The organism is Devosia yakushimensis, assembly GCF_030159855.1.
GTDB classification, from domain to species: domain Bacteria; phylum Pseudomonadota; class Alphaproteobacteria; order Rhizobiales; family Devosiaceae; genus Devosia; species Devosia yakushimensis.
The window spans coordinates 911,134-930,628 of record NZ_BSNG01000001.1 but is presented as its reverse complement, the minus strand read 5'-3'; the positions used below and the strand labels follow the sequence as shown (position 1 = coordinate 930,628).

18 protein-coding genes and 1 tRNA gene are annotated in these 19,495 nt (G+C 62.2%); 3 read left to right on the top strand and 16 right to left on the bottom strand.

Annotated features, from left to right (window positions below; all coding sequences use genetic code 11):
* Positions 1-117: 117 nt before the first annotated feature.
* From QQL79_RS04440 to acs, 6 genes are all read right to left on the bottom strand, one after another.
* Positions 118-1,299 carry an MFS transporter gene (locus QQL79_RS04440; RefSeq protein WP_284388312.1) on the bottom strand — a complete coding sequence of 394 codons (1,182 nt, stop codon included), beginning with the start codon at positions 1,297-1,299 and terminating at the stop codon, positions 118-120.
* Between the two features lie 267 nt (positions 1,300-1,566).
* Positions 1,567-2,787, bottom strand: a complete 1,221-nt coding sequence (locus QQL79_RS04435) for an MFS transporter (RefSeq protein WP_284388311.1) — start codon at positions 2,785-2,787, stop codon at positions 1,567-1,569.
* A gap of 80 nt (positions 2,788-2,867) precedes the next feature.
* The gene (locus QQL79_RS04430) at positions 2,868-3,845 is read right to left on the bottom strand and encodes a glycosyltransferase family 4 protein (RefSeq protein ID WP_284388309.1); all 978 of its coding nucleotides are present in this window, start codon (positions 3,843-3,845) and stop codon (positions 2,868-2,870) included.
* A gap of 38 nt (positions 3,846-3,883) precedes the next feature.
* A complete protein-coding gene (locus tag QQL79_RS04425) occupies positions 3,884-4,693 on the bottom strand; it encodes a UDP-2,3-diacylglucosamine diphosphatase (protein ID WP_284388307.1) in 810 nt (269 codons plus the stop codon).
* A gap of 137 nt (positions 4,694-4,830) precedes the next feature.
* Positions 4,831-5,916, bottom strand: coding sequence for a glycoside hydrolase family 3 N-terminal domain-containing protein (locus QQL79_RS04420; protein ID WP_284388305.1), 1,086 nt, complete (start codon positions 5,914-5,916; stop codon positions 4,831-4,833).
* Between the two features lie 241 nt (positions 5,917-6,157).
* Positions 6,158-8,101 carry an acetate--CoA ligase gene (acs, locus tag QQL79_RS04415; RefSeq protein WP_284388303.1) on the bottom strand — a complete coding sequence of 648 codons (1,944 nt, stop codon included), beginning with the start codon at positions 8,099-8,101 and terminating at the stop codon, positions 6,158-6,160.
* A gap of 176 nt (positions 8,102-8,277) precedes the next feature.
* Here acs and QQL79_RS04410 point away from each other — a divergent pair, with 176 nt between their 5' ends.
* The gene (locus tag QQL79_RS04410; RefSeq protein ID WP_284388300.1) at positions 8,278-8,844 is read left to right on the top strand and encodes a GNAT family N-acetyltransferase; all 567 of its coding nucleotides are present in this window, start codon (positions 8,278-8,280) and stop codon (positions 8,842-8,844) included.
* A 60-nt stretch (positions 8,845-8,904) separates the two neighbouring features.
* Here the strand turns inward: QQL79_RS04410 and QQL79_RS04405 are convergent, their stop codons facing one another.
* The 4 genes from QQL79_RS04405 to QQL79_RS04390 form a co-directional block, all read right to left on the bottom strand.
* Positions 8,905-10,233 carry a lipopolysaccharide biosynthesis protein gene (locus QQL79_RS04405; RefSeq protein WP_284388298.1) on the bottom strand — a complete coding sequence of 443 codons (1,329 nt, stop codon included), beginning with the start codon at positions 10,231-10,233 and terminating at the stop codon, positions 8,905-8,907.
* Entirely contained in the window at positions 10,230-11,414 is a 1,185-nt protein-coding gene (locus QQL79_RS04400; protein WP_284388296.1) for a lipid II:glycine glycyltransferase FemX, read from the bottom strand. Before QQL79_RS04400 ends, QQL79_RS04405 begins: the two co-directional genes overlap by 4 nt.
* A 135-nt stretch (positions 11,415-11,549) precedes the next feature.
* A complete protein-coding gene (locus QQL79_RS04395) occupies positions 11,550-12,239 on the bottom strand; it encodes a TerC family protein (RefSeq protein ID WP_284388294.1) in 690 nt (229 codons plus the stop codon).
* 429 nt (positions 12,240-12,668) lie between these two features.
* A tRNA-Lys gene (locus tag QQL79_RS04390) sits at positions 12,669-12,744 on the bottom strand.
* Between the two features lie 138 nt (positions 12,745-12,882).
* Between QQL79_RS04390 and QQL79_RS04385 the strand changes: the two genes are divergently transcribed.
* Complete coding sequence (locus tag QQL79_RS04385) at positions 12,883-13,734, top strand: mechanosensitive ion channel family protein (RefSeq protein WP_284388293.1); 852 nt, start codon at positions 12,883-12,885, stop codon at positions 13,732-13,734.
* Positions 13,735-13,781: 47 nt separating this feature from the next.
* Here the strand turns inward: QQL79_RS04385 and QQL79_RS04380 are convergent, their stop codons facing one another.
* Positions 13,782-13,985 (bottom strand): hypothetical protein, encoded by a 204-nt coding sequence (locus QQL79_RS04380; protein ID WP_284388290.1) that lies wholly within the window; start codon positions 13,983-13,985, stop codon positions 13,782-13,784.
* 278 nt (positions 13,986-14,263) lie between these two features.
* Here QQL79_RS04380 and QQL79_RS04375 point away from each other — a divergent pair, with 278 nt between their 5' ends.
* Positions 14,264-15,367, top strand: coding sequence for a pyridoxal phosphate-dependent aminotransferase (locus QQL79_RS04375; protein ID WP_284388288.1), 1,104 nt, complete (start codon positions 14,264-14,266; stop codon positions 15,365-15,367).
* Between the two features lie 222 nt (positions 15,368-15,589).
* Here the strand turns inward: QQL79_RS04375 and QQL79_RS04370 are convergent, their stop codons facing one another.
* From QQL79_RS04370 to QQL79_RS04350, 5 genes are all read right to left on the bottom strand, one after another.
* Positions 15,590-16,039 (bottom strand): GNAT family N-acetyltransferase, encoded by a 450-nt coding sequence (locus QQL79_RS04370; protein ID WP_284388286.1) that lies wholly within the window; start codon positions 16,037-16,039, stop codon positions 15,590-15,592.
* 54 nt (positions 16,040-16,093) lie between these two features.
* Positions 16,094-17,656 carry a 2-isopropylmalate synthase gene (locus QQL79_RS04365; RefSeq protein ID WP_284388285.1) on the bottom strand — a complete coding sequence of 521 codons (1,563 nt, stop codon included), beginning with the start codon at positions 17,654-17,656 and terminating at the stop codon, positions 16,094-16,096.
* Between the two features lie 114 nt (positions 17,657-17,770).
* Positions 17,771-17,896 (bottom strand): hypothetical protein, encoded by a 126-nt coding sequence (locus QQL79_RS04360; RefSeq protein WP_284388283.1) that lies wholly within the window; start codon positions 17,894-17,896, stop codon positions 17,771-17,773.
* A 139-nt stretch (positions 17,897-18,035) separates the two neighbouring features.
* Positions 18,036-18,923 carry a PhzF family phenazine biosynthesis protein gene (locus tag QQL79_RS04355; RefSeq protein WP_284388281.1) on the bottom strand — a complete coding sequence of 296 codons (888 nt, stop codon included), beginning with the start codon at positions 18,921-18,923 and terminating at the stop codon, positions 18,036-18,038.
* A gap of 79 nt (positions 18,924-19,002) precedes the next feature.
* Positions 19,003-19,494 (bottom strand): heme-degrading domain-containing protein, encoded by a 492-nt coding sequence (locus tag QQL79_RS04350; RefSeq protein WP_284388279.1) that lies wholly within the window; start codon positions 19,492-19,494, stop codon positions 19,003-19,005.
* Position 19,495: the final 1 nt, after the last annotated feature.

The following is a 19,495-nucleotide window of genomic DNA, read 5'->3' as shown; positions in this document are numbered from 1 at the left end:
TCGGATGAGAATTGAAAAGGCCCCGGGTGACCGGGGCCTTTTGTTTTTGGGGACAATCAATCGGTTGGCACCCCTCACCTTATAGGGAGAGTGCAGGAGGACGGGGCCGCTACGCCCTCACGCCTCCTTGGGTGGCTTCAGCTTCAGCGACCAGAGCACGCAGCCTATCCCCAATAGCGCAAACAACGCTGAGGCGAAGAATGCTGCACCGCCAAAATGGCTGACCAGCACGCCGAACAGCATCAGCGAAACGAAGGACGCCCCCTGTTGCAGCATGGTGGCAAAGCCCTGCGCCTCGGCGGCGATGTCTTCGCTGGTCCAATTGGCGATGAAATGCACGACGCCGAAATACCCCATGCCGAAGCTGAACGCGTGCAGCATCTGGGTGAAGAACAGCACGATTGCCGGCGGGTTGAAGGCCATGATGAAAAAGCGCAGCAGCGACGCCGCGCAACACACCAGGATCATATTGCGCGCCGTGACCCGACCGCCGAAGCGCCGCCACATGACCATCAGCACGGCCTCGGCGGCCGCCGCCGTAGCCAGCAGCGGGCCAATGAAGTAATCGGGAATGCCGTAATCGTGCCAGATCAAGGCTCCGAAGCCGCCCACCACGGCATTGTTGGAATTGACCAGGGCAAAGCCGAGAATGGGCAGCACGAACCAGAGCTTGAGGGCCGGAGCGAGCCGCGGCTTTTCCGGATTGGCATTGGCGAGCGTGGCCACCGGTGCCGGCGCTCGGAACCGCGGCAGGGTAAAGCCGACAATGGCGCGGCCGACCGAGACGGCGAAAAACAGCGGCACAAAAGCAGCTGTGCCAAAAGCGGTGACGGCCAGGCCAACCAGCGCGGTCCCCAGCACATAGCCGATAGTGCCCCAGGCGCGCATGCTGCCGAAATCGGTGCCGGTGCGGTGCGCCAAACGCAGGGTCGCCGCATCGGTCAGCGGCGGCACCAGGCCGCCAGGCACGGTGCAGAGCAGCCAGACCAGCACGATGCCCCAGAATTCGCTAACGAAGAACAGGCCAATCGGCGCAATGCCGCTGAGCAGCGACACGATCAGAATGGCGATGCGCCAATCGCTGGCGCGATCGGCCAGCCGGCCCACCAGCATATTGATGCCCAGCAGCACCAGAACCGGCATGGCATTGATGATGCCGATCTGTTCGGCCGGAATGCCATGCTCGGCCAGCCAGATCGCCAGATAGACGCTGCTGACGGCGCCCGGCAGATAAACGGTAAAATGAAAAATCGAAGCGCGCAGCTCGGGCGAAGCCCAGCGCGACAGAGCGGATGCCATGAAAAGTGAACCCCGGGCAAATCAGTGCCCGGCACCTTTGTTCGCTTGGCTTTGTGACGAAGGCAAGGGGGATTTCCAACGTTGCAATCGTTACAAGTGCAGGTGCGGCTTTCGGGTGACGGGGGTGACTGAGAGATCGGAGTACCCCCTCCTAGCCTCCCCCTGATAGGGGGAGGAACCGTCAGGTGGCTAAAACTCGATCCGTACCACCCACCGGCAGATCCCTCCCCCTATCAGGGGGAGGCTAGGAGGGGGTATCCCGGCCCCTCAAATGACCGCCTGCGCATCCTCGCGCTTCGGGTTCATCACCACCAGCGACACCACCACCATGACCGCGCCGATGGCGCTCATGATGGCGGCGACGTAGAAGGCGCCCGCTCCCATCGTGCCAGCCAATATGCCGAAACCCAGAAGCGCTACCACGGTCACCACCTGGCGGATCATGACGAAAAAGCTCTGCGCTTCGGCGGCGATGTCTTCGCTGGTCCAGTTGGCGATGAAATTGGTGATGCCCAGAAAGGTGAGGCCAACGGTTGCCATGTGCAGTGTCTGCAGCAGTACCAGCACCCAGATATCGGGCTCGAGGGCAAAGCCCCACCAGCGGATGGCGCCGCAAAGGCAGCCGAGCAGGATCAGGTGGCGGGCGGCGAAGCGCTTGGTGATGCGCTCGAAATAGATCATGGCGAGGATTTCGGCGGTGGGCGCAACGGCCCATAAGATGCCGATGACCCAGCCGGGGATCCCCTCCTCGGCCCAGATCAGCGCGCCAAAACCCATCTGCATCATGTGGCTGCCATGCAGCAGCGCCGCCCCGATCAACGTCATCAGGAACCACGGCCGCCAGAGCTGGCCGAGGCGAATGGCGATCAGCGGATTGATCGGCGCATCGATGGGATGCATGGGGCGCGAATATTCGTCCTGCGAGCGAAACAGCGGCAGGCCGAGCGAAACCAGCGCCCGGATGGCGCTGACGGCGATGAGCAGCGGCACGAATGCCCCTGCTCCCATGCGGTCGAGTACCACGCCGGCCACCAGCGTTACGGCGACAAAGCCAATCGTGCCCCAGACGCGGATGGCACCAAAATCCATGCCGGTGCGGCGCGTCATGCGATAGGTGGCGGCATCGACCACCGGAGCGATGGCCTGAAACGGCACGATCAGGAGCGTCCAGATGATAAGGATGGCGACATAGTCGTCCATGAACAGCAGGAAGATCGGCGGGATGGCGGCAATGATCGAGCCGATGACAATGACATTGCGCCAGTCGCTGGCCCGGTCGGCGAGACGCCCCACAACCATGTTGATGACGATCATCGCAAAAATCGGCGCGGCATTGATGACGCCGATTTCGCCGGTGCCGATGCCGCGTTCGCTCAGCCAGATCGGCAGGAACGGATTGGAAACCGCGCCCGAGGCAAACAGGGTCGCGTAGAAAAGACTGGTACGGACAGCGGGCGAGCTAAGGCGCGCTGCCAAAGGCGAACCCATCGCAGATGGCTCCGGGAGCAAATCAGATAAACTCAATGTGAAGAACAATGCGCCGCAAGTGTGTTCGACGCAAGCAACGATCAGCTGGCGGCGGCCATGGGCAGCGCCGGGACAGCCGGTTCGAGATGCGACAGGAACTGATCGACGCTGGCCGGAACCGTAAAGCGGCAGCCATGGGCGCGGGCGGCCGACCGGGACAGCGTGAGCGCACGGCGCACCGCAGCGCCCAGATCTTCGTCCAGCGCTCCCGCGCTCGGATCGGTGAGGATGTCGCGTGGCCCGGTAACCGGATAGGCGGCGACCGGCACGCCCGAGGCGAGCGCCTCGATCACCACATTGCCGAACGTGTCCGTGCGGCTGGGAAAGACGAAGACATCGGCGCTGCGATAGATTTCGGCCAGCTCGTCGCCAAAGCGATAGCCCAGGAAATGCACGTCAGGATAGCGCCGCATGAGTGCCGGAAGGTCCGGCCCATCGCCAACCACGATCTTGGTGCCGGGCACATCAAGATCGAGAAAGGCCGTGACGTTCTTTTCCGCCGCGACGCGACCGACGCAAAGCAGATGCGGGCCGGGCAGATCGGTGAACCAGGTCTTGGGGCCGGGACTGAAGCGGGAGAGATCGACGCCGCGCGACCAGAGGGCCAGATGGCCCAGGCCATGGCCGGCCAGTTCCACCATCAGCGAGGGGGTGGGAACCATGGTGCGGGCGGCGGGCCAATGGAACCAGCGCAGATAGCCATAGCCCAATTCGGGCGATACTGGCACGCGCGCGGCCAAGTATTCGGGAAAGCGGGTGTGAAAGCTGGTGGTGAAAGCAAGACCCCGGTCAAGGCAATATTGCCGCGCCTGCCAGCCCAGGGGTCCCTCGGTGGCAATATGGATGCGATCGGGCGCTACGCCATCGATGAAGGCGGCAACGGCCCCTTGCGTCGCCAGCGAGAGCCGGATTTCGGCATAGGTGGGGACCGGGACGGTCCAGAAGCGCTCGGGGGTGAGGTAGCGAACCTCGATATCGCGGGCGGCTAGTTCGCGGCCCAGCGTGTCCAGTGTGCGCACCACGCCATTGATTTGCGGATGCCAGGCGTCAGTGACGATCAGGAGGCGACGGAACGATCCGCCTTGCGGAGGCGGAAGCGACGAGGCTCGCCCGCCATCATCTCGGTCCACTTGATCAACTCGAAATTGCCGTCCGTTGTCTCGACGATCGCCGTGCAACTTTCCACCCAATCACCCGTGTTGATGTAGTGGATACCTAACCTGTCATGCATGTCAGCAAAGTGAATGTGCCCGCAGATGACCCCGTCAACCCCGGATTCCCTGGCTTCGTGGACCAGCGCTTCCTCGAATCGCCCGATCACCGAGACGGCATTTTTGACCTTTTGCTTCGCCCAGGCGCTCAAGGACCAGTATTGCAAACCGAGTCGCCGGCGCACCCAATTGATGGCGATATTGACGCGAAGGGCGGCGTTATAGGCCCAGTCCCCGACATGGGCGAGCCATTTGGCATTCATCACCACCACGTCGAACTGGTCGCCATGGATGACCAGATAGGTCTTGCCGGTGGCGGTGGTGTGGACCGTGCGATCGACGAATTCGACCTCGCCAAAATAGGTGCCGAGATATTCGCGCAGGAACTCGTCGTGATTGCCCGGCAGGTAGATGATGCGCGTGCCGGCATTGGCCTTTTCGAGCAGCAGGTTGACCAGCACATTGTATTCATTGGGCCAGTGCCAGGCCTTGGCCAGCCGCCAGCCATCCACGATATCGCCCACCAGATAGATGGTTTCGGCATCATGGGCACGCAGGAATTCGGTGAGCTGACCCACGCGAGTCGGCTTCATCCCCAGATGTACATCGGAAATGAACATGGCCCGGACTTGTCGGGTCTCGCGCTCGTCCGCCATGAAGCAAAGTCTCCTGCATACGCCGCCCACGGCGGGACAGCGACAGCCAGTTTATCCGGGGACGCGGCCGGAGGAAACACTTGCCCCCTTTTGGCTGGGGAAAGTCCCCGCTTGTGCGGGTTTTGGCCGCACTTGCCTTAGCGGATACGCGCTTTGAGCGCGACGATTCGGGCGTAGCTCTCTTCGATACGGGCGGTAAAGGCCGGATCGGCCTCGGCTTCGGCAACCAGAATGGCGCGGATTTCATCGGCCAGGCCTGGCCGGTACTTGGCCGTATTGGAAAACAGCAGCACATCCATGCCCGCCCGCACCGCCATGGTCACGGTTTGTTGCAGGGTGAAATGCTGGCGGATAGCGCCCATTTCGAGATCGTCGCTGATGACCACGCCATCAAAACCAAGCTGGTCGCGCAGGACGCCCGTGATCCATTGCGGGGATAGCGAGGCGGGCACCTGCGCGTCGGCATCGGAATAATCGGCATGGTAGAGATGGCCAACCATAACGAAATCCACATCGCCCTTGGCCAGGAGCAGCCGGTAGGGCTCCAGCTCCTCGGGTTTCCAGCTGTCGGTGATGTCGACAAAGCCCTCGTGGCTATCGGCCGTAGAGGAGCCATGGCCGGGAAAATGCTTGAGCGAGGTCAATAGACCCGATGCATGGTGGGCAGTGATAAAGGCCTCGTCATAGGCGGCAACGGTGGCCGCATCCTTCCCATAGGCGCGGCCGAACTTGGCGATGACCTGGTTATTGGGGTTGAGATTGATATCGGCCACCGGGCCGAAATTGACAGTGAAACCGAGCCCGGCAATGGCGGCGGCCATCGGCGCATAGATTTTCTCGGCATCGGCGGGCGAATTGCGGGCCGCGATACTGGCCGCACTGGGGACTTCGGTAAAGCCCACCTCGCTGGTCAGCCGCTCGACCGAGCCGCCTTCCTGATCCAGCGTGATGAAGGGCAGGAGATCGGGAGACGCTTCGCGGAACGCCTGGTTCATCGCCCCGACCGTGGCCAGATCCTTAACATTGGTCTTGAGGAACATGACCCCGCCAAGCTCGCTGGCGGCCAGTTCGGCGCGCAGGGCCACGACGCTGGCGTCATCCACCTCATCGCCCTGGAACCCGACGACGATCATCTGCCCGGCCATCTGCTCGAGCGTGGCGGCATGTGCCGGCGCCGCGGCGAGCAGCGACAGGGCGAAGAACAGGCGGCGGAAAGCGGTCACGGGAAAATCCATCAGGCGGGGAATCGCTGCGACAGCGTCACCGGAAAAAGCCGCCGAAACAATGACGACAGCAATATTGCTATGCCTACGTCATTTGAAGGATGCCATTGATACGTATCAATGCCATATATCGTCTCAGGCGACTTGGAGCATTGGGCGTTTTTCAACCTTTCGCCCGATGAAGCCGCCAACTTTAGCGGGCGGAGATCTTGGGGTCTCCGCCCGCGTTTCGTTTGGGGTGCTACCGGTTCTGTCGGTTGGCGATCAGGTCGTCCACCACAGCCGGATCCGCCAGGGTCGAGGTATCGCCCAGCGAACCGAAGTCGTTCTCGGCGACCTTGCGCAGGATGCGGCGCATGATCTTGCCGGAGCGGGTCTTGGGCAGGCCGGGGGCCCACTGGATCAGGTCCGGCGTGGCGATGGGGCCGATTTCCTTGCGGACCCAATTGCGTAGCTCAGACTTGAGCGCGTCGTCGCTGGCTTCGCCCGCCATCAGGGTGACATAGCAATAGATGCCCTGCCCCTTGAGATCATGCGGATAGCCGACAACGGCCGCTTCGCTGACCTTGGGATGGGCCACCAGTGCGCTTTCGACTTCGGCGGTGCCCAGGCGGTGGCCGGAGACATTGAGCACGTCATCGACGCGCCCGGTGATCCAGTAATAGCCGTCTTCATCGCGGCGGCAGCCGTCGCCGGTGAAGTAATAGCCCTTGTACTGGGTGAAATAGGTGTCGATGAAGCGCTGGTGATCGCCATAGACGGTGCGCATCTGCCCCGGCCAGCTATCGGCAATGGCCAGCACGCCCTCGGCCTTGGTCTGCTCCTGCAAGCGGCCCTCGGGCGACAACACGACGGGCTGCACGCCGAAAAACGGCATGGTAGCCGAGCCCGGCTTGGTGGGAATAGCGCCGGGGAATGGTGCGATCATGTGGCCGCCCGTTTCGGTCTGCCACCAGCAATCGACAATGCCGCAGCGCTCTTTGCCGATATGCTTGTGATACCAGAGCCAGGCTTCCGGATTGATCGGCTCGCCCACCGTGCCGAGCAGGCGAAGCGAGGGCATGTCGTATTTGTCGGCAAATTCGTGGCCCGCGCCCATGAGCGCGCGGATGGCCGTGGGCGCGGTGTGGAAGATGTTGACCTTGTGCTTTTCCACCACCTGCCAGAAGCGCGAGGCATCAGGATAGCTGGGCACGCCCTCGAACATCAGCGTGGTCGCGCCATTGGCCAGCGGACCATAGACGATATAGGTGTGGCCGGTGATCCAGCCCACGTCGGCCGTGCACCAATAGACCTCGCCATCACGATAATCGAAGCTGAGCTGATGGGTCAGCGCACCATAGACCAGGTAGCCGCCCGTCGTGTGCAGCACGCCCTTGGGCTTGCCGGTGGAGCCGGAGGTGTAGAGGATGAAGAGCGGATCCTCCGCATTCATCGGCTCGGGCGGGCATTCGGCGCCAACCTGGGCGGCGGCATCCTCGTACCAGACATCGCGCCCCTCGGTCATGGCGACCGGATTGCCGGTAACCTTGACGACGATGACGGTTTCGACGCCCGACACCTTGGCCAGTGCCTCATCGACATTCTTCTTGAGCGGAATGGTCTTGCCGCCGCGGCGGCCTTCGTCGGCCGTGAGGATGATCTTTGATCCACAGTCGGCGACGCGGCCGGCAATGGAATCGGGAGAGAAGCCGCCGAAAATCACCGAATGGACGGCGCCGATACGGCTGCAGGCCAGCATGGCGACGGCAGTGTCGATGACCATGGGCATGTAGATGGTGACGCGGTCTCCCTTCTTGACGCCATGGGCCTTGAGCACATTGGCGAAGCGGCAGACGCGCTCATAGAGTTCGCGATAGGTGGCCTTGCCATCGGTGCCGGGCGTGTCGCCCTCCCAGACGATAGCGGTCTGGTCACCGCGGGTCGCCAGGTGCCGGTCCAGGCAATTGTAGGAGACGTTGAGCACGCCATCCTCGAACCATTTGATCGAGACATCGGGATAGGCAAAGCTGGTATTCTTGATGATGGTCGGCGCCTTGACCCAATCAAGGCGCTTGGCCTGCTCGGCCCAGAACCCATCGGGGTCGCTGATCGAGCGAGCATACATCTGCTCATACTGGGCTTTGGTTACGTGGGTGCGTGCGATCGCAGCCGCACTTGGCTGGAATACGAGCTGCTCGCTCATAGTCATCCTCCCTTATCTCTCCCGGCACCGTTCTAAAGACCCACCCTGCGCCGGGCAAGGCCTTGACCCGTGCAACTTCGTATGCCGACTCGGCACTGCCCATTAACTGCCCCAAGCGAGGATGCTTTGTGACCAAGGCACCGTTTGGTACTATCCAGTCAGCAGAGGGGGACATCATGGCAGAGATGACTATCCGTGCCGCCACCGCAGCCGATATCGATCTGATCCATCACGAGCTGATGGATGTGATCGCCAAGTCCGAATATTACAGCGAGCGGTTCAAGGTCCACGAAATGGGCCGGCTCAACAAGACTTTCCTGCGCAATATCACGGCGCTCGATCCCTGGCACATCATGATCATGGAGGCCGACGGCACGCCGGGCGGCGCCATGGTTTCGGGGCCGGAATGCGGGGCTATCTTCCGCTATTGGAGCTGGGTCTTCCCCTCCCATCGCCAGACCAAGCTGGGCATGTTCGGCATGCGCGCTTTCGACGAGCATTGGGACAATGGGCGCTTTCACAAGGCCTATACCTTCGTGCGCCCGGAAAACGAGGTCGCGCGCATGCTGCTGCGGCGCTACGGCTACAAGGAGACGTGCCTGCTGGAAAAGCACATTTTCGGCCAGGATTACATGCTGATCGAAAAGCCCTATACCAAGGTCACCGAAGACTATGACGGCGGCGTCAATATCGGCCGTCTCGGCCGGTTGCGGCAGAAGCTCGGGGAATTGGTCGGCGTTTAGGTTGGGTGGTCGGGAGCCACGACCCAGTCCCCTCCCCCTTGAGGGGAGGGAGGCAGAACCTCAAGCCGCCGGCACCGCTGCCTGGCGCCGGGTGCGGAACCATTGCAGGATGGAGACGTCCATCTTGGCCGTGCGCAGGGCAATGGCCCAGAGCGCCACGGACCAGACCGTGATGGCGACGAGCGCTGAGATCGCCGCCCCCATCAACCCGAAGGACGGCGCCAATAGCCAATTGCCTGCTACCATCATGCCAATGCCAAGCGCCACGGCCGGCAGGCTGGCATAGGGCCGGTCATGGATGGACAGCACCAGCGAGGCCGGGCCAAGTGCCGAGCGCACCACCAGCGCCAGGCAGAGCACAGCCAGCGGCGCGGCGCCTGCGGTAAAGCCGGGGCCGAAGAATTGCAGCGCAATGGGCGCGCCCAAGGCAGTGATGCAGAACAGGACCACCGAGAGAGCGGTCGCCACCATATTGGCGTCCCCCACCTTGCGGTGAAAGGCGCTGCGGTCGGCATTGGCTTCGCTCTCGAACATATCGGGCATGGAAACGGCATAGACTGCCGAAACCCCAAACGACACCAGCGCGAAAATGCGGGTACAGACGCCAAAAATCGCCAGCTCTTCGCGGTTGAGAATCTGGCTGAGCAGCAACAGGTTGATATCGAAGAAGAAATCGGTGGCCAGCGCGATCAGCATCCAGGGCAATGCGAAGCGCCACCAGCGCCGTCCCTCCCGCGGACGCACCTCGGCATCCGCGCCCGGCACCGCGCTCCAGGCGATGACCGTAAAACCGAACTGCACCAGCGCGATCACCACATAGCCGATGGCCGCGCCCCAGACCATGTAGGCGAAGGCATCGTCCTGATTGACAATGCCCACCGCCCCCAGCAGCGCCGCAACCAGAATGATGGGGCGGAAAATGCCATCGGCGAAAAAGCCGGAAAACGGCCGCTTGAGCCCGATCAGCAGCGAGCCGCTGAGCATGACCGTGGCCCCGCTGAAGGCCAATAGGATAACCGGCACATAATGCTGGGAAACGACGCTCCCGCCCTGCCCCAGCAATCCCACAATGAAAGGCCCGGCGACCAACAGCAGCGCCAGTGCAATGAGAATGTGGCCATAAGCATGCAGCATGAACACGCCGAGCTGCTTGCGCTCGCTGCGCGCCCGGTATTCGGCAGCGAAATAGGCGCCAATTGTATGGAAGCCCAGGGGCATGGCCACCGCGATCAGGTTGCAGGTCGCCGTGATGATCAGGAAATCACCGAGATGCCCCGCCCCCCAGAACCGGGCGATCAGCGCCTGCACCAGAAAGACAATGCCGGCGCCGAACAGGCGGCCGCCAAAGATGATGGTCGATTGGGAAACCAGCCGGCGATGCAGACTCATCCCTGGCTATCCGTCGCAATATGGCGCGCCTGGTCGGGCCGCGCCTTGGGATTGCGCCAGGCATCGACCACGCGGCGCAACTGATAATAGCCGTCCCGCGCGGCAAAGGCGCCAGCGCCCAGCGCATAGGCCAGCGGATTGGAGGCATAATTGGCGACGGGCGGCACCGGGCGAATGACGCCGGCCTCACCCACCATGCCCTTTTTGAACTGATGCAGCCCCTGATAGCCATCGGTGCCGCCCAGGTCGTACCAGGCCGCCTCGGTATTATCGCGCAGCCAGCGGATGATGTGCCAATGCATGAAATAGCCCGCGCGCAGTGGCAGCGCCCGGTCGTTGGTGGCGCCATAGAGATAAACCGCGCGATCCCCGGCCTTGAAGATCAGCGCGCCGGCGACGAGTTCGCCCTCATGGCGCACGAAGAACAGTTCGGGCCGCAGCGCCTCGATATCGGTCGCCATCAGTGACGGCACGGTTTCATAGGCCGAATGATCGGTGAACTGCTTGCGGTCGGTCATGGCCGTATAAAGCGTGTCGAATTCCCCGATCCGCTCCGGGCCGGCATGCTCGAAGCTCAGGCCCTCTTTCTCGGATTTATTGAGGTGATAGCGCCACTTCTGGTGGAAGCTCTTGCGCTGCTCGGCGTCGTTGAGCCGCAGATTGACGATATAGCGATTGGGGAAACCGAGCACCGAGCCGCGGCGGAACCCCCGCGCGATCAGCCGCTCATAATCCTCGTTGACCTCGCTGAGCGAGGCGCGCGGCAGCACCGAGAGCATCAGGCCACGCTTATGGGCATATTCGGCCACCATTGCCTCGACGATGGCGGCATGGATGGCGTCACGATCCGCCCGGCTGCCATGGCGCACGATGGGCGCCCATTTGGAAATCGCAATGGCCCCGAGCCGCAGCGGCAGGCGCTGGATCATCATCAGCGAACCGCCGACAATCTCGCCATTGTCGAGGAACAGCATGGGCTCATGCTCGACCGAGGGCCAGCGGGGCTGCGCGAACATATGCAGCTGTTCCTGGCAGACCTCGTCGAACCCGGCAATGGTGCGGTCCCATTCCGCACCGGAAACGATGCGCGTCTCCAGCGCGAGTGCAGTCGAACCGGTCCGGCGCTGCTCGCGCGGCACTTCGGTTTCGGTATGAACCAGGCGGTCGGTAACAGCGGCCATCTTGGAGCTTCCTGCTCAGGGACATTTCTGAGCGTAACGGTAAGCCCTCAAGGTGAGCAATTTCCTATTGCGGCATGACAAATGCCGCAAAGTTCCGCCCGTGGTTACCAAAGGCTAGCACGGGCGGTACGGGATTTAATGACCGCCGGCGCCGTTATAGACCAGCGGGATATGCGGCAGGGTATAGCCGAGCCATTGATCGGCGCCTTCGTAGATCATCTTGGCGGCGACATAGAGAATGATCAGCAGGCCGATCCAGGCGATCCAGCGATAGCGATGCAGCAGGCGGGCGATGAAGGTGGCGGCAACGCCCATCATCACCACCGACAGGGCAAGCCCAAAGATCAGCGCTTCGAAATGGTGCTGCGCCGCCCCGGCCACGGCCAGCACGTTGTCGAGCGACATGGAAACGTCGGCAATGATGATCTGGGTGACGGCCTGGCGCAGCGTCTTGCGCGGCGCCTTGCCCGAAACCGCGCCATCTTTATTGAGGTCGGCATTTTCCAGCGCCTCGGTCGCTTCCTCTTCGTCTTCATGGGAGACGGTGAGTTCGCGATACATCTTCCAGCACACATAGAGCAGCAGTACGCCACCGGCGATCAGCAGCGCCCCGCCCAGCGACAGCAGCTGCGTCGTAATCAACGCGAAGCAGATGCGCAGCACCGTGGCGGCAATGATGCCGATGAGGATGGCTTTCTTGCGCACATCGGAAGCCAGCCCGGCCGCGGCAAGGCCGATGACCACGGCATTGTCCCCCGCCAGCACGAGGTCAATCATGATGACCTGAAGCAAGGACGTGAAGAAACTTGGATCGATACCGAACATGCTGAAGCCTTGGGAGTGCTGAAATGTCGCGCCGGCTATAGGCCTCAATTGGCGGTGAAGAAAGGGGCAAATCCACCGAATTGAACGAAAGGCGCAGGCTATGCGGGGCGCCGGGGTGTCAACTGACAGGTTGGTGACAGATTGGTGGCGTCGGCCGTCACACTTCGCCGCGATGACATTGTGCAGGTCAGCAATTTCGCACCATCCCCCTACATCACCGTCGCCTCCCTCGGGCTTGACCCGAGGGTCATTCGCCACCTGTGCCGGGTTGAGAAAGGCCCTCGGGTCAAGCCCGAGGGAAGCGACGGTGGGAGGGGATGGATGCACGGAACACCGACACCTCAATCAACCACGGTGATGGCAGCACAGCGAATACGATAAATCGGCCGCACGGACCGTCACACTGCTGTTGCTTTTAGGGAGGAACTTTGGTGGGCGAGCACGGATTCGAACCGTGGACCCGACGATTAAGAGTCGTCTGCTCTACCAGCTGAGCTACTCGCCCCCTGCCGGGGCTTCCAAAGTGGCGCCTCTCTAGCAAAGGGATTCCGGGCTGTCTAGCGCTCAGGCGCACTTTCCTCGCATCGCTGGTTTGCTAATGTGGAAAGAGTGGCGGACCAACCGCCTCAGAGACCGGCAAACCATGACGTTTTATGATTTTCTGCTCATTCCGATAAATTGGCTCGGCGCCAATGCTGTAACCCTTCTGGCCATTGCCGCTGTGCTGGTGGCCGGCTGGTACCTGTCGCGCCTCGCGGCCAATGCCATCAAGACCTACCTTCCGCTGGCCTATGGCGTGGACAAGAACTTCGCTCCGCTGCTGTCCCAGGTCGCCCGCTACGGCATTCTGATCTTTGCGGTGGTGACCGCGCTCAACCTATTGGGCGTGGCCAATAGCTCCATCATCGCCGTGCTCGGCGCGGCAGGTCTTGCCGTGGCCCTGGCGCTGCAGGGCACGCTCGCCAATATCGCGGCGGGCATCATGCTGATCGTGCTGCGCCCCATCGCCATAGGCGAATTCATCCAGGGGGACGGGGTCGCAGGCGTCGTGGTCGAAATCGGCCTCTTCGGCACGCGGCTGCGCTCCTCGAGCGGGCTCTACATTTTCACGCCCAATCAGAAGCTCTGGTCTTCGGCCATTACCAATCACAGCCGCGAGCCCAATCGGCGCATCGACGTCAATGTCAGCGTGCCCGACAGCGTGGATATCGGCCATTCGCGCCGCCTGCTGCTGCGCATCGCGGGAGCCGAGAAACGCGTGCTGGTGAACCCGACGCCGCTGGTGCATGTAGAGAGTTTTTCCGGCACCTCAGTCAACATGCAGCTGCGCGCCTGGGTGGCCACGCAGGACTATCTGCCCACCCTTTATGCATTGACCGAAGAAGCAAAACTTGCGCTGAACCGCGAACTGATCAGGAAGGAAGGCGATACCGGCGGTATTACAGTGGCCCCTGATCCGGCCAATCCAAGCCCCGAGACACAATCGGGAAGCTAGAAAATCAGACGGGGCCGGCGGCTTCTGCCGCCAGCCTCCGTGATACGTCAGTACTTGGCCTGGCGGTGCCGGAACGTCGCGAAATCCAGGACATTGTCCGGACGCGCGACAGTTTCGGGGCGGAATTCATCCATCAATCCAATGGTCCGTTCAATGATGTGGCGGAGCTGTGCCGAGCGCTGGTCTGCCCCCTGCAGAATCGTCGCGGCACGCTGGAGATGGTCCTTGGCAAGAACATAGGTTGGCGGCATGCGGTGCTCCTTGGAAGAATCAGTTTTGTAGAGCGTCAGAAAACTGACACAGGCCGGAAAGTGGACCCGCATGCCTTCTCAGACCTTGCCCGGAAGCGTCGCATTTGAAGCAAATGCCATCCTTGGAAAAGCTGCCAAGAGCGCCTGATTTTCCCGGCACTTATCCGATGCAAGCGACTTAATCGCTGTGCACAACCTGCCGTTTTCCACGCTGCCCTGTCGCGTGAAGCGGCACTGGTTATAGGATGAAGGGCGAATTCCTTACCCGGATACCTCCCGTGCCGCGTCCCAGTCTTGCTCCCATCGCCGCCACCCTGCCCGAAACGGTGCCCTTTGTCGGCCCGGAAGCCATCGCCCGGCGCAGCGGCGTGCCGCTCCGGGCGCGAATCGGAGCCAATGAGAGCCCCTTCGGCCCCGCCCCATCGGTTCTTGCCGCCATGACATCAGCCGCGAGGGAAAGCTGGCATTATGGAGACCCGGAAAATCACGATCTACGCGAGGCCATCGCCGCCCATCTGGACATCTCCGCGGCCAATGTGATGCCGGGGGAAGGTGTGGACGCGATTCTGGGCATGGCCGTGCGGCTCTTCGCAGCGCCGGGCTCAACGATCGTTACCTCGCTGGGCGGCTATCCGACCTTCAACTATCATATCGCCGGCTATGGTGCGCAGATGCATACGGTGCCCTATATCGGGGACCGCGAAGACATCGACGCGCTCGCCCGCGCTGCCCGCGAAACGCAGGCGGCCATGGTCTATCTCGCCAATCCCGACAACCCGATGGGAAGTTGGTGGGACGCAGCCTCCATCGAACGCTTCATCGCTGCCGTCCCGGACACCACCATGATCGTGCTCGACGAGGCCTATGGAGAGTTTGCGCCCGCCGGCACAATCCCCGCCTTCGACGCCGGATGCAGCAACCTGCTGCGCATGCGCACCTTCTCCAAGGCCTATGGTCTGGCAGGAGCGCGCGTCGGTTATGTTCTGGGCGACGCCGCCAATATTTCGGCCTTCAACCGCATCCGCAACCATTTCGGCATCAGCAATGTCGCCCAGGCGGCCGCCATTGCTGCATTAGCCGACGGCGCGCATCTGGAAAGCTCGCTCGCGGCCGTGCGGGCATCGCTGGAGGACACAGCCGCCATCGCCAGTCGCCATGGCCTGACACCGCTGCCCACCGCGACGAATTTCCTCGCCATAGATTGCGGCCGGGATGGCGCCTATGCCCAGGCGATTCTCGATGGATTGGCCCAGCGCGGCGTGTTCGTGCGCAAGCCGGTGGTGGCGGGGTTGAACCGCTGTATCCGCGTCAGTGCCGGGACGGCGGCGGATCGCGCGCTCTTTGATCAGGCATTGGGCGAGGTGCTGGCGGAGCTGGGGTGAGTGGCACATTCGCCCTCCATACCACGATGTCATCCCGGCGCAGGCCGGGATCCATGCTGAAGCCCGCCCAAGCATGTTGAATGCGGAAAAGTCACAGAATGGATTCCGGCCTGCGCCGGAATGACATTGTGGAAAGATACGGGTCTGGAAGGGCCCAAATCCACCCCACCTCCATCACATCCTCGGGCTCGACCCCGAGGGAAGCGCGGTGATTGGGGAGGGCTAAAGCAGCTTACGCATCTGGATGCAGTCGCCCGAAATACCGGCCAGCTCTTCAGCATCCCACACATGCCGGTGCCACCCAGTCTTTTCGTAATAGCCGACCGCAGTGGGCGCGGCGTTGACGAATAATGTGCTGGTGCCGAAATCCCGCGCGCGCTGCTCCACCATTTCGGAAAGCACCCTTCCGTGCCCCCGCCCCTGCTCGGTCGCGGTAATGGCCACGAGCCGGAAGATGGACGTGCCATCTTCGCGCACATCAAGACGCGTCGTGCCGAGCGGCACGCCGTCATGCTTGAGCAGATAGTGGTACATATTGGGCTCGCGCTCGCCCGGATAATTTTCGTCGTAAATGCCGAACCGCCCGCGCGCCTCGAACAATTCCCGTCGGCGGATGGCATGATAAACCGCCCAATCGGTGGGATCAGTGACCTCGACTAACTCATATCCCATTGCTTTCCTCCCTGCCCCGGCCGCGATGGGTCGGGGCACGGGGAATTCTTATGTCTATCCGGCCATGGCGCCTTGCGCGGCGGCGCCGCGTTCGATCAGCAGGCGGTTATAGGCGTTGAGATAGGCGCGGGCCGAGGCCACCAGCGTATCGGGCTCGGCCGCATTGCCGGAAACCAGGCGCCCGTTCATTTCCAAACGCACATGGGCCGATGCCTGCGCATCGGTGCCCCCGGTCACACCGTCAATGGCATAGAGCACCAGATGCGGCTCCTTGCCCACGGCCAGTTTGATGGCGTTGAAAATGGCATCGACCGAACCCGTGCCCTCAAAGCTGACCGAGGTTTCCTCGCCGTCAATCGAGAGCGTCAGATCGCATTTGTGGACGCCACCGGTTTTGGAAATGACCTGCATATCGACCAGCTTGATGCGATCGCCCACCGAGCCGACTTCGTCATCCACCAGCGCCACGATATCGGCGTCGTAGACATGCTTCTTGCGGTCAGCCAGGTCCTTGAAGCGCACAAAGGCTTCCTGGAAGGCATTGTCACCCAGTTCATAGCCCAGCTCGCGCAGCTTGTCCTTGAAGGCGGCGCGGCCCGAATGCTTGCCCATGACCAAGGTGGTTTCCTTGATACCCACGCTGGCTGGCGTCATGATTTCATAGGTCTCGGCATTCTTGAGCATGCCGTCCTGGTGGATGCCACTTTCATGGGCGAAGGCATTCTTGCCCACGATGGCCTTGTTGTATTGCACCGGGAAATTGGCGGCCGCCGAAACCACCTTGCTGGCGCGGGCCAGATGGGTGGTCTCGATTTCGGTGTGATAGGGCATGACGTCGCCCCGGGTGCGCAGCGCCATCACAATCTCTTCGAGCGCGGCATTGCCGGCCCGCTCGCCCAGGCCATTAATGGTGCATTCCACCTGGCGGGCGCCGCCGCGCACGGCAGCCAGAGAATTGGCGACAGCCAAGCCCAGATCGTTATGGCAATGCGCCGAAAAGATCGCCTTATCGGCGCCGGGGACCAGCGTGATGATATCCCGGAACATCTTTTCATGCTCGTCCGGCACAGCATAGCCGACAGTATCGGGCAGGTTGATCGTGGTGGCGCCGGCCTTGATGGCGGTTTCGACGCAGCGCTTGAGGAATTCCAGCGGCGTGCGCGTGGCATCCATGGCCGACCATTCGACGTCGTCGATCAGGTTGCGGGCCTGGGCGACGGTGCGCGCGATGATCTCGATCACCTCGTCCTCGGTCTTTTTCATCTGATGGGCCAGATGGATCGGCGAGGTGGACACGAAAGTGTGGATGCGACCGCGGCGGGCATGGCGCACCGCCTCGCCGGCGCGGTCGATATCGGCGGTGATGGCGCGCGCCAACCCGGCCACGGTTGCCCGCTTGACCTGCTTGGCAACGGCGACGACGGCCTCGAAATCACCATTGGAGGCGATGGGAAAGCCGGCCTCGATGATATCGACGCCCATATCGTCGAGCGTTTCGGCAACCTGCAGCTTTTCTTCGAGTGTCATGGTGGCGCCGGGCGATTGCTCGCCGTCGCGCAACGTGGTGTCGAAGATGAAGACGCGGTCTTTATTGCTGTCGGTCGTCGGGGCGGTCATTGGTCTTTTCCTATCGGGCGGCCCAGAGTCGTGGCTCTGCAGGCCGGACATTTTGCTGTTCGGCTGATGGCATAATCCCCTGACGACCCGCTCGCTTATCCGAGCTGCCGGTGATCAGGGGCTGATAAGAAGAAGGAGCAGGGCAGCGGGCAGAAGCAGCAGACCTGCAGCCATGACAAAGCGGGCCTGCTGGGCCTGGCGTTGTTCGATGGCGATAGCAATGGCGCGCTTGCGCTGCATTTACGAAGTCCTGTTTGAATCAAGAATGCGCTAAACACGCTTTGGATGCAAGGCGCGTTTAGCGATTTCCGTTCGACACGAACGGCGATGCTTAACCTTTCACAACGGCATTGTGGGTAGGAAGCAGGTCCCCCCGCCCTCAATCCCCCAGATCGAGCACGCCCTCGCCCGTAATGACGGCATGGCCGCCGATGCCGCCATGCACCAAGACGCCATTGTCCTTGCGCAATTGCAAGGTGATGGTGCAGGGCCGGCCCATTTCATGGCCCTGGCGCAGAATGTAATCAGCCTGGCCGGTGGTGAATTCGGCGTGTTCGGCCAGAAGGCCGATCAGCGCGGCAGCGGCCGAGCCGGTGCCGGGGTCTTCGGGGGAACCGGGCTTCAACATGCGGGCGGCAAAATCATTGCCGGGCTCTTCGGGTGTGCGGGTGAAGATATAGACGGCGTGGCGGCCATGGGGGAAGGCCTGTTGCCAATGGCCGTCATTGACCCGGATTCGCGCCAGGACGCCCGCATCGTGCACGGGCACGAGATGAAACAGGTTCCCGGCCGAAAATACCGCCGGCCGCAGATCGCCGCACCCGATGTCTTCGCCCTCGATCCCCAGCGCCAGCGCCATGTCCCGGATCTCCCCGGATTGGCCGGCAGGCTCGGGCAATTGCGGCAGGGCAAAGCGGGCCTCGCCGGTGCGCTTGTCGACGCGCTCGAAAAGCGCAGTGATGAGCCCCACCTGTTCCTCGATGCGCATCACGCTGGCCTTGTGCTGCAGGCCCAGCGCCACCGTGGCGCCGATCGTCGGATGACCGGCAAAAGGCAGCTCGGTATGGGGCGTGAAAATGCGCACCGAGGCCGTATTGCGTTCGGCCTGCGGCTTGAGGATGAAGATGGTTTCGCTGAGATTGAACTCATTGGCGATGGCCTGCATCTCGCCATCGAGCAGGCCATCGGCCTTGAGCACCACGGCAAGTGGATTGCCCTTGAGGCGATGACGCGTAAAGACGTCGAGCAGCAGGTAATTGAGTTTCATCGCAAGCCCCCGAGGCGATATCTCGCTATTCGCGACAAAGCCGCGTCACAGTCAAGTCTATCTGCGGAGAAGGTGTGCCTTATTGCTTCGGCAGGGCAAAGATTTTCTTATCCAGCCCCAGATGATCGCAGAGGGCATCGACCACGACGCCATGGTCATCCCGCCCCGGCAGGCCCGAAACGGTGACTGCCCCGACAATGCCCGCGCCGGTCACTCGAATGGGAAAGCCGCCGCCCGCCATGACGAAATCAGCCGGGTCGGCGCCCGATTGCGGGGGAAACACCCCCTCGCCACGCTCCAGCACCAGGCGATAGCTGGCCTTCTGATAGCGGCGTACACTATTGATCTTGCGGCGCACCCATTCGGTATTGTCGGCGCTGGTTCCAGCCGTGGCCGAAAAGAACAATTGCCGGTCCCAGGTGCGGATATCGACCACCAGCGACAAGCCTTCGGCAAGCGCCCGCGCCCGGATGGCCGAACCGATCTCGTAAGCCACCTCCTCGTCGAAGCGGGCGAGCACCAGCCCGGTTTCCTGCTTTTTGACCAGGGCGATATCGTTTTCAGTGGTCATG

What these genes read in the sequence shown, in the direction of transcription:
- QQL79_RS04440 (WP_284388312.1), bottom strand. Translation starts at nt 1,299, where the DNA reads ATGGCATCCGCTCTGTCGCGCTGGGCTTCGCCCGAGCTGCGCGCTTCG.
- QQL79_RS04435 (WP_284388311.1), bottom strand. Translation starts at nt 2,787, where the DNA reads ATGGGTTCGCCTTTGGCAGCGCGCCTTAGCTCGCCCGCTGTCCGTACC.
- QQL79_RS04425 (WP_284388307.1), bottom strand. Translation starts at nt 4,693, where the DNA reads ATGGCGGACGAGCGCGAGACCCGACAAGTCCGGGCCATGTTCATTTCC.
- acs (WP_284388303.1), bottom strand. Translation starts at nt 8,101, where the DNA reads ATGAGCGAGCAGCTCGTATTCCAGCCAAGTGCGGCTGCGATCGCACGC.
- QQL79_RS04410 (WP_284388300.1), top strand. Translation starts at nt 8,278, where the DNA reads ATGGCAGAGATGACTATCCGTGCCGCCACCGCAGCCGATATCGATCTG.
- QQL79_RS04405 (WP_284388298.1), bottom strand. Translation starts at nt 10,233, where the DNA reads ATGAGTCTGCATCGCCGGCTGGTTTCCCAATCGACCATCATCTTTGGC.
- QQL79_RS04400 (WP_284388296.1), bottom strand. Translation starts at nt 11,414, where the DNA reads ATGGCCGCTGTTACCGACCGCCTGGTTCATACCGAAACCGAAGTGCCG.
- QQL79_RS04395 (WP_284388294.1), bottom strand. Translation starts at nt 12,239, where the DNA reads ATGTTCGGTATCGATCCAAGTTTCTTCACGTCCTTGCTTCAGGTCATC.
- QQL79_RS04385 (WP_284388293.1), top strand. Translation starts at nt 12,883, where the DNA reads ATGACGTTTTATGATTTTCTGCTCATTCCGATAAATTGGCTCGGCGCC.
- QQL79_RS04380 (WP_284388290.1), bottom strand. Translation starts at nt 13,985, where the DNA reads ATGCCGCCAACCTATGTTCTTGCCAAGGACCATCTCCAGCGTGCCGCG.
- QQL79_RS04370 (WP_284388286.1), bottom strand. Translation starts at nt 16,039, where the DNA reads ATGGGATATGAGTTAGTCGAGGTCACTGATCCCACCGATTGGGCGGTT.
- QQL79_RS04365 (WP_284388285.1), bottom strand. Translation starts at nt 17,656, where the DNA reads ATGACCGCCCCGACGACCGACAGCAATAAAGACCGCGTCTTCATCTTC.
- QQL79_RS04360 (WP_284388283.1), bottom strand. Translation starts at nt 17,896, where the DNA reads ATGCAGCGCAAGCGCGCCATTGCTATCGCCATCGAACAACGCCAGGCC.
- QQL79_RS04355 (WP_284388281.1), bottom strand. Translation starts at nt 18,923, where the DNA reads ATGAAACTCAATTACCTGCTGCTCGACGTCTTTACGCGTCATCGCCTC.
- QQL79_RS04350 (WP_284388279.1), bottom strand. Translation starts at nt 19,494, where the DNA reads ATGACCACTGAAAACGATATCGCCCTGGTCAAAAAGCAGGAAACCGGG.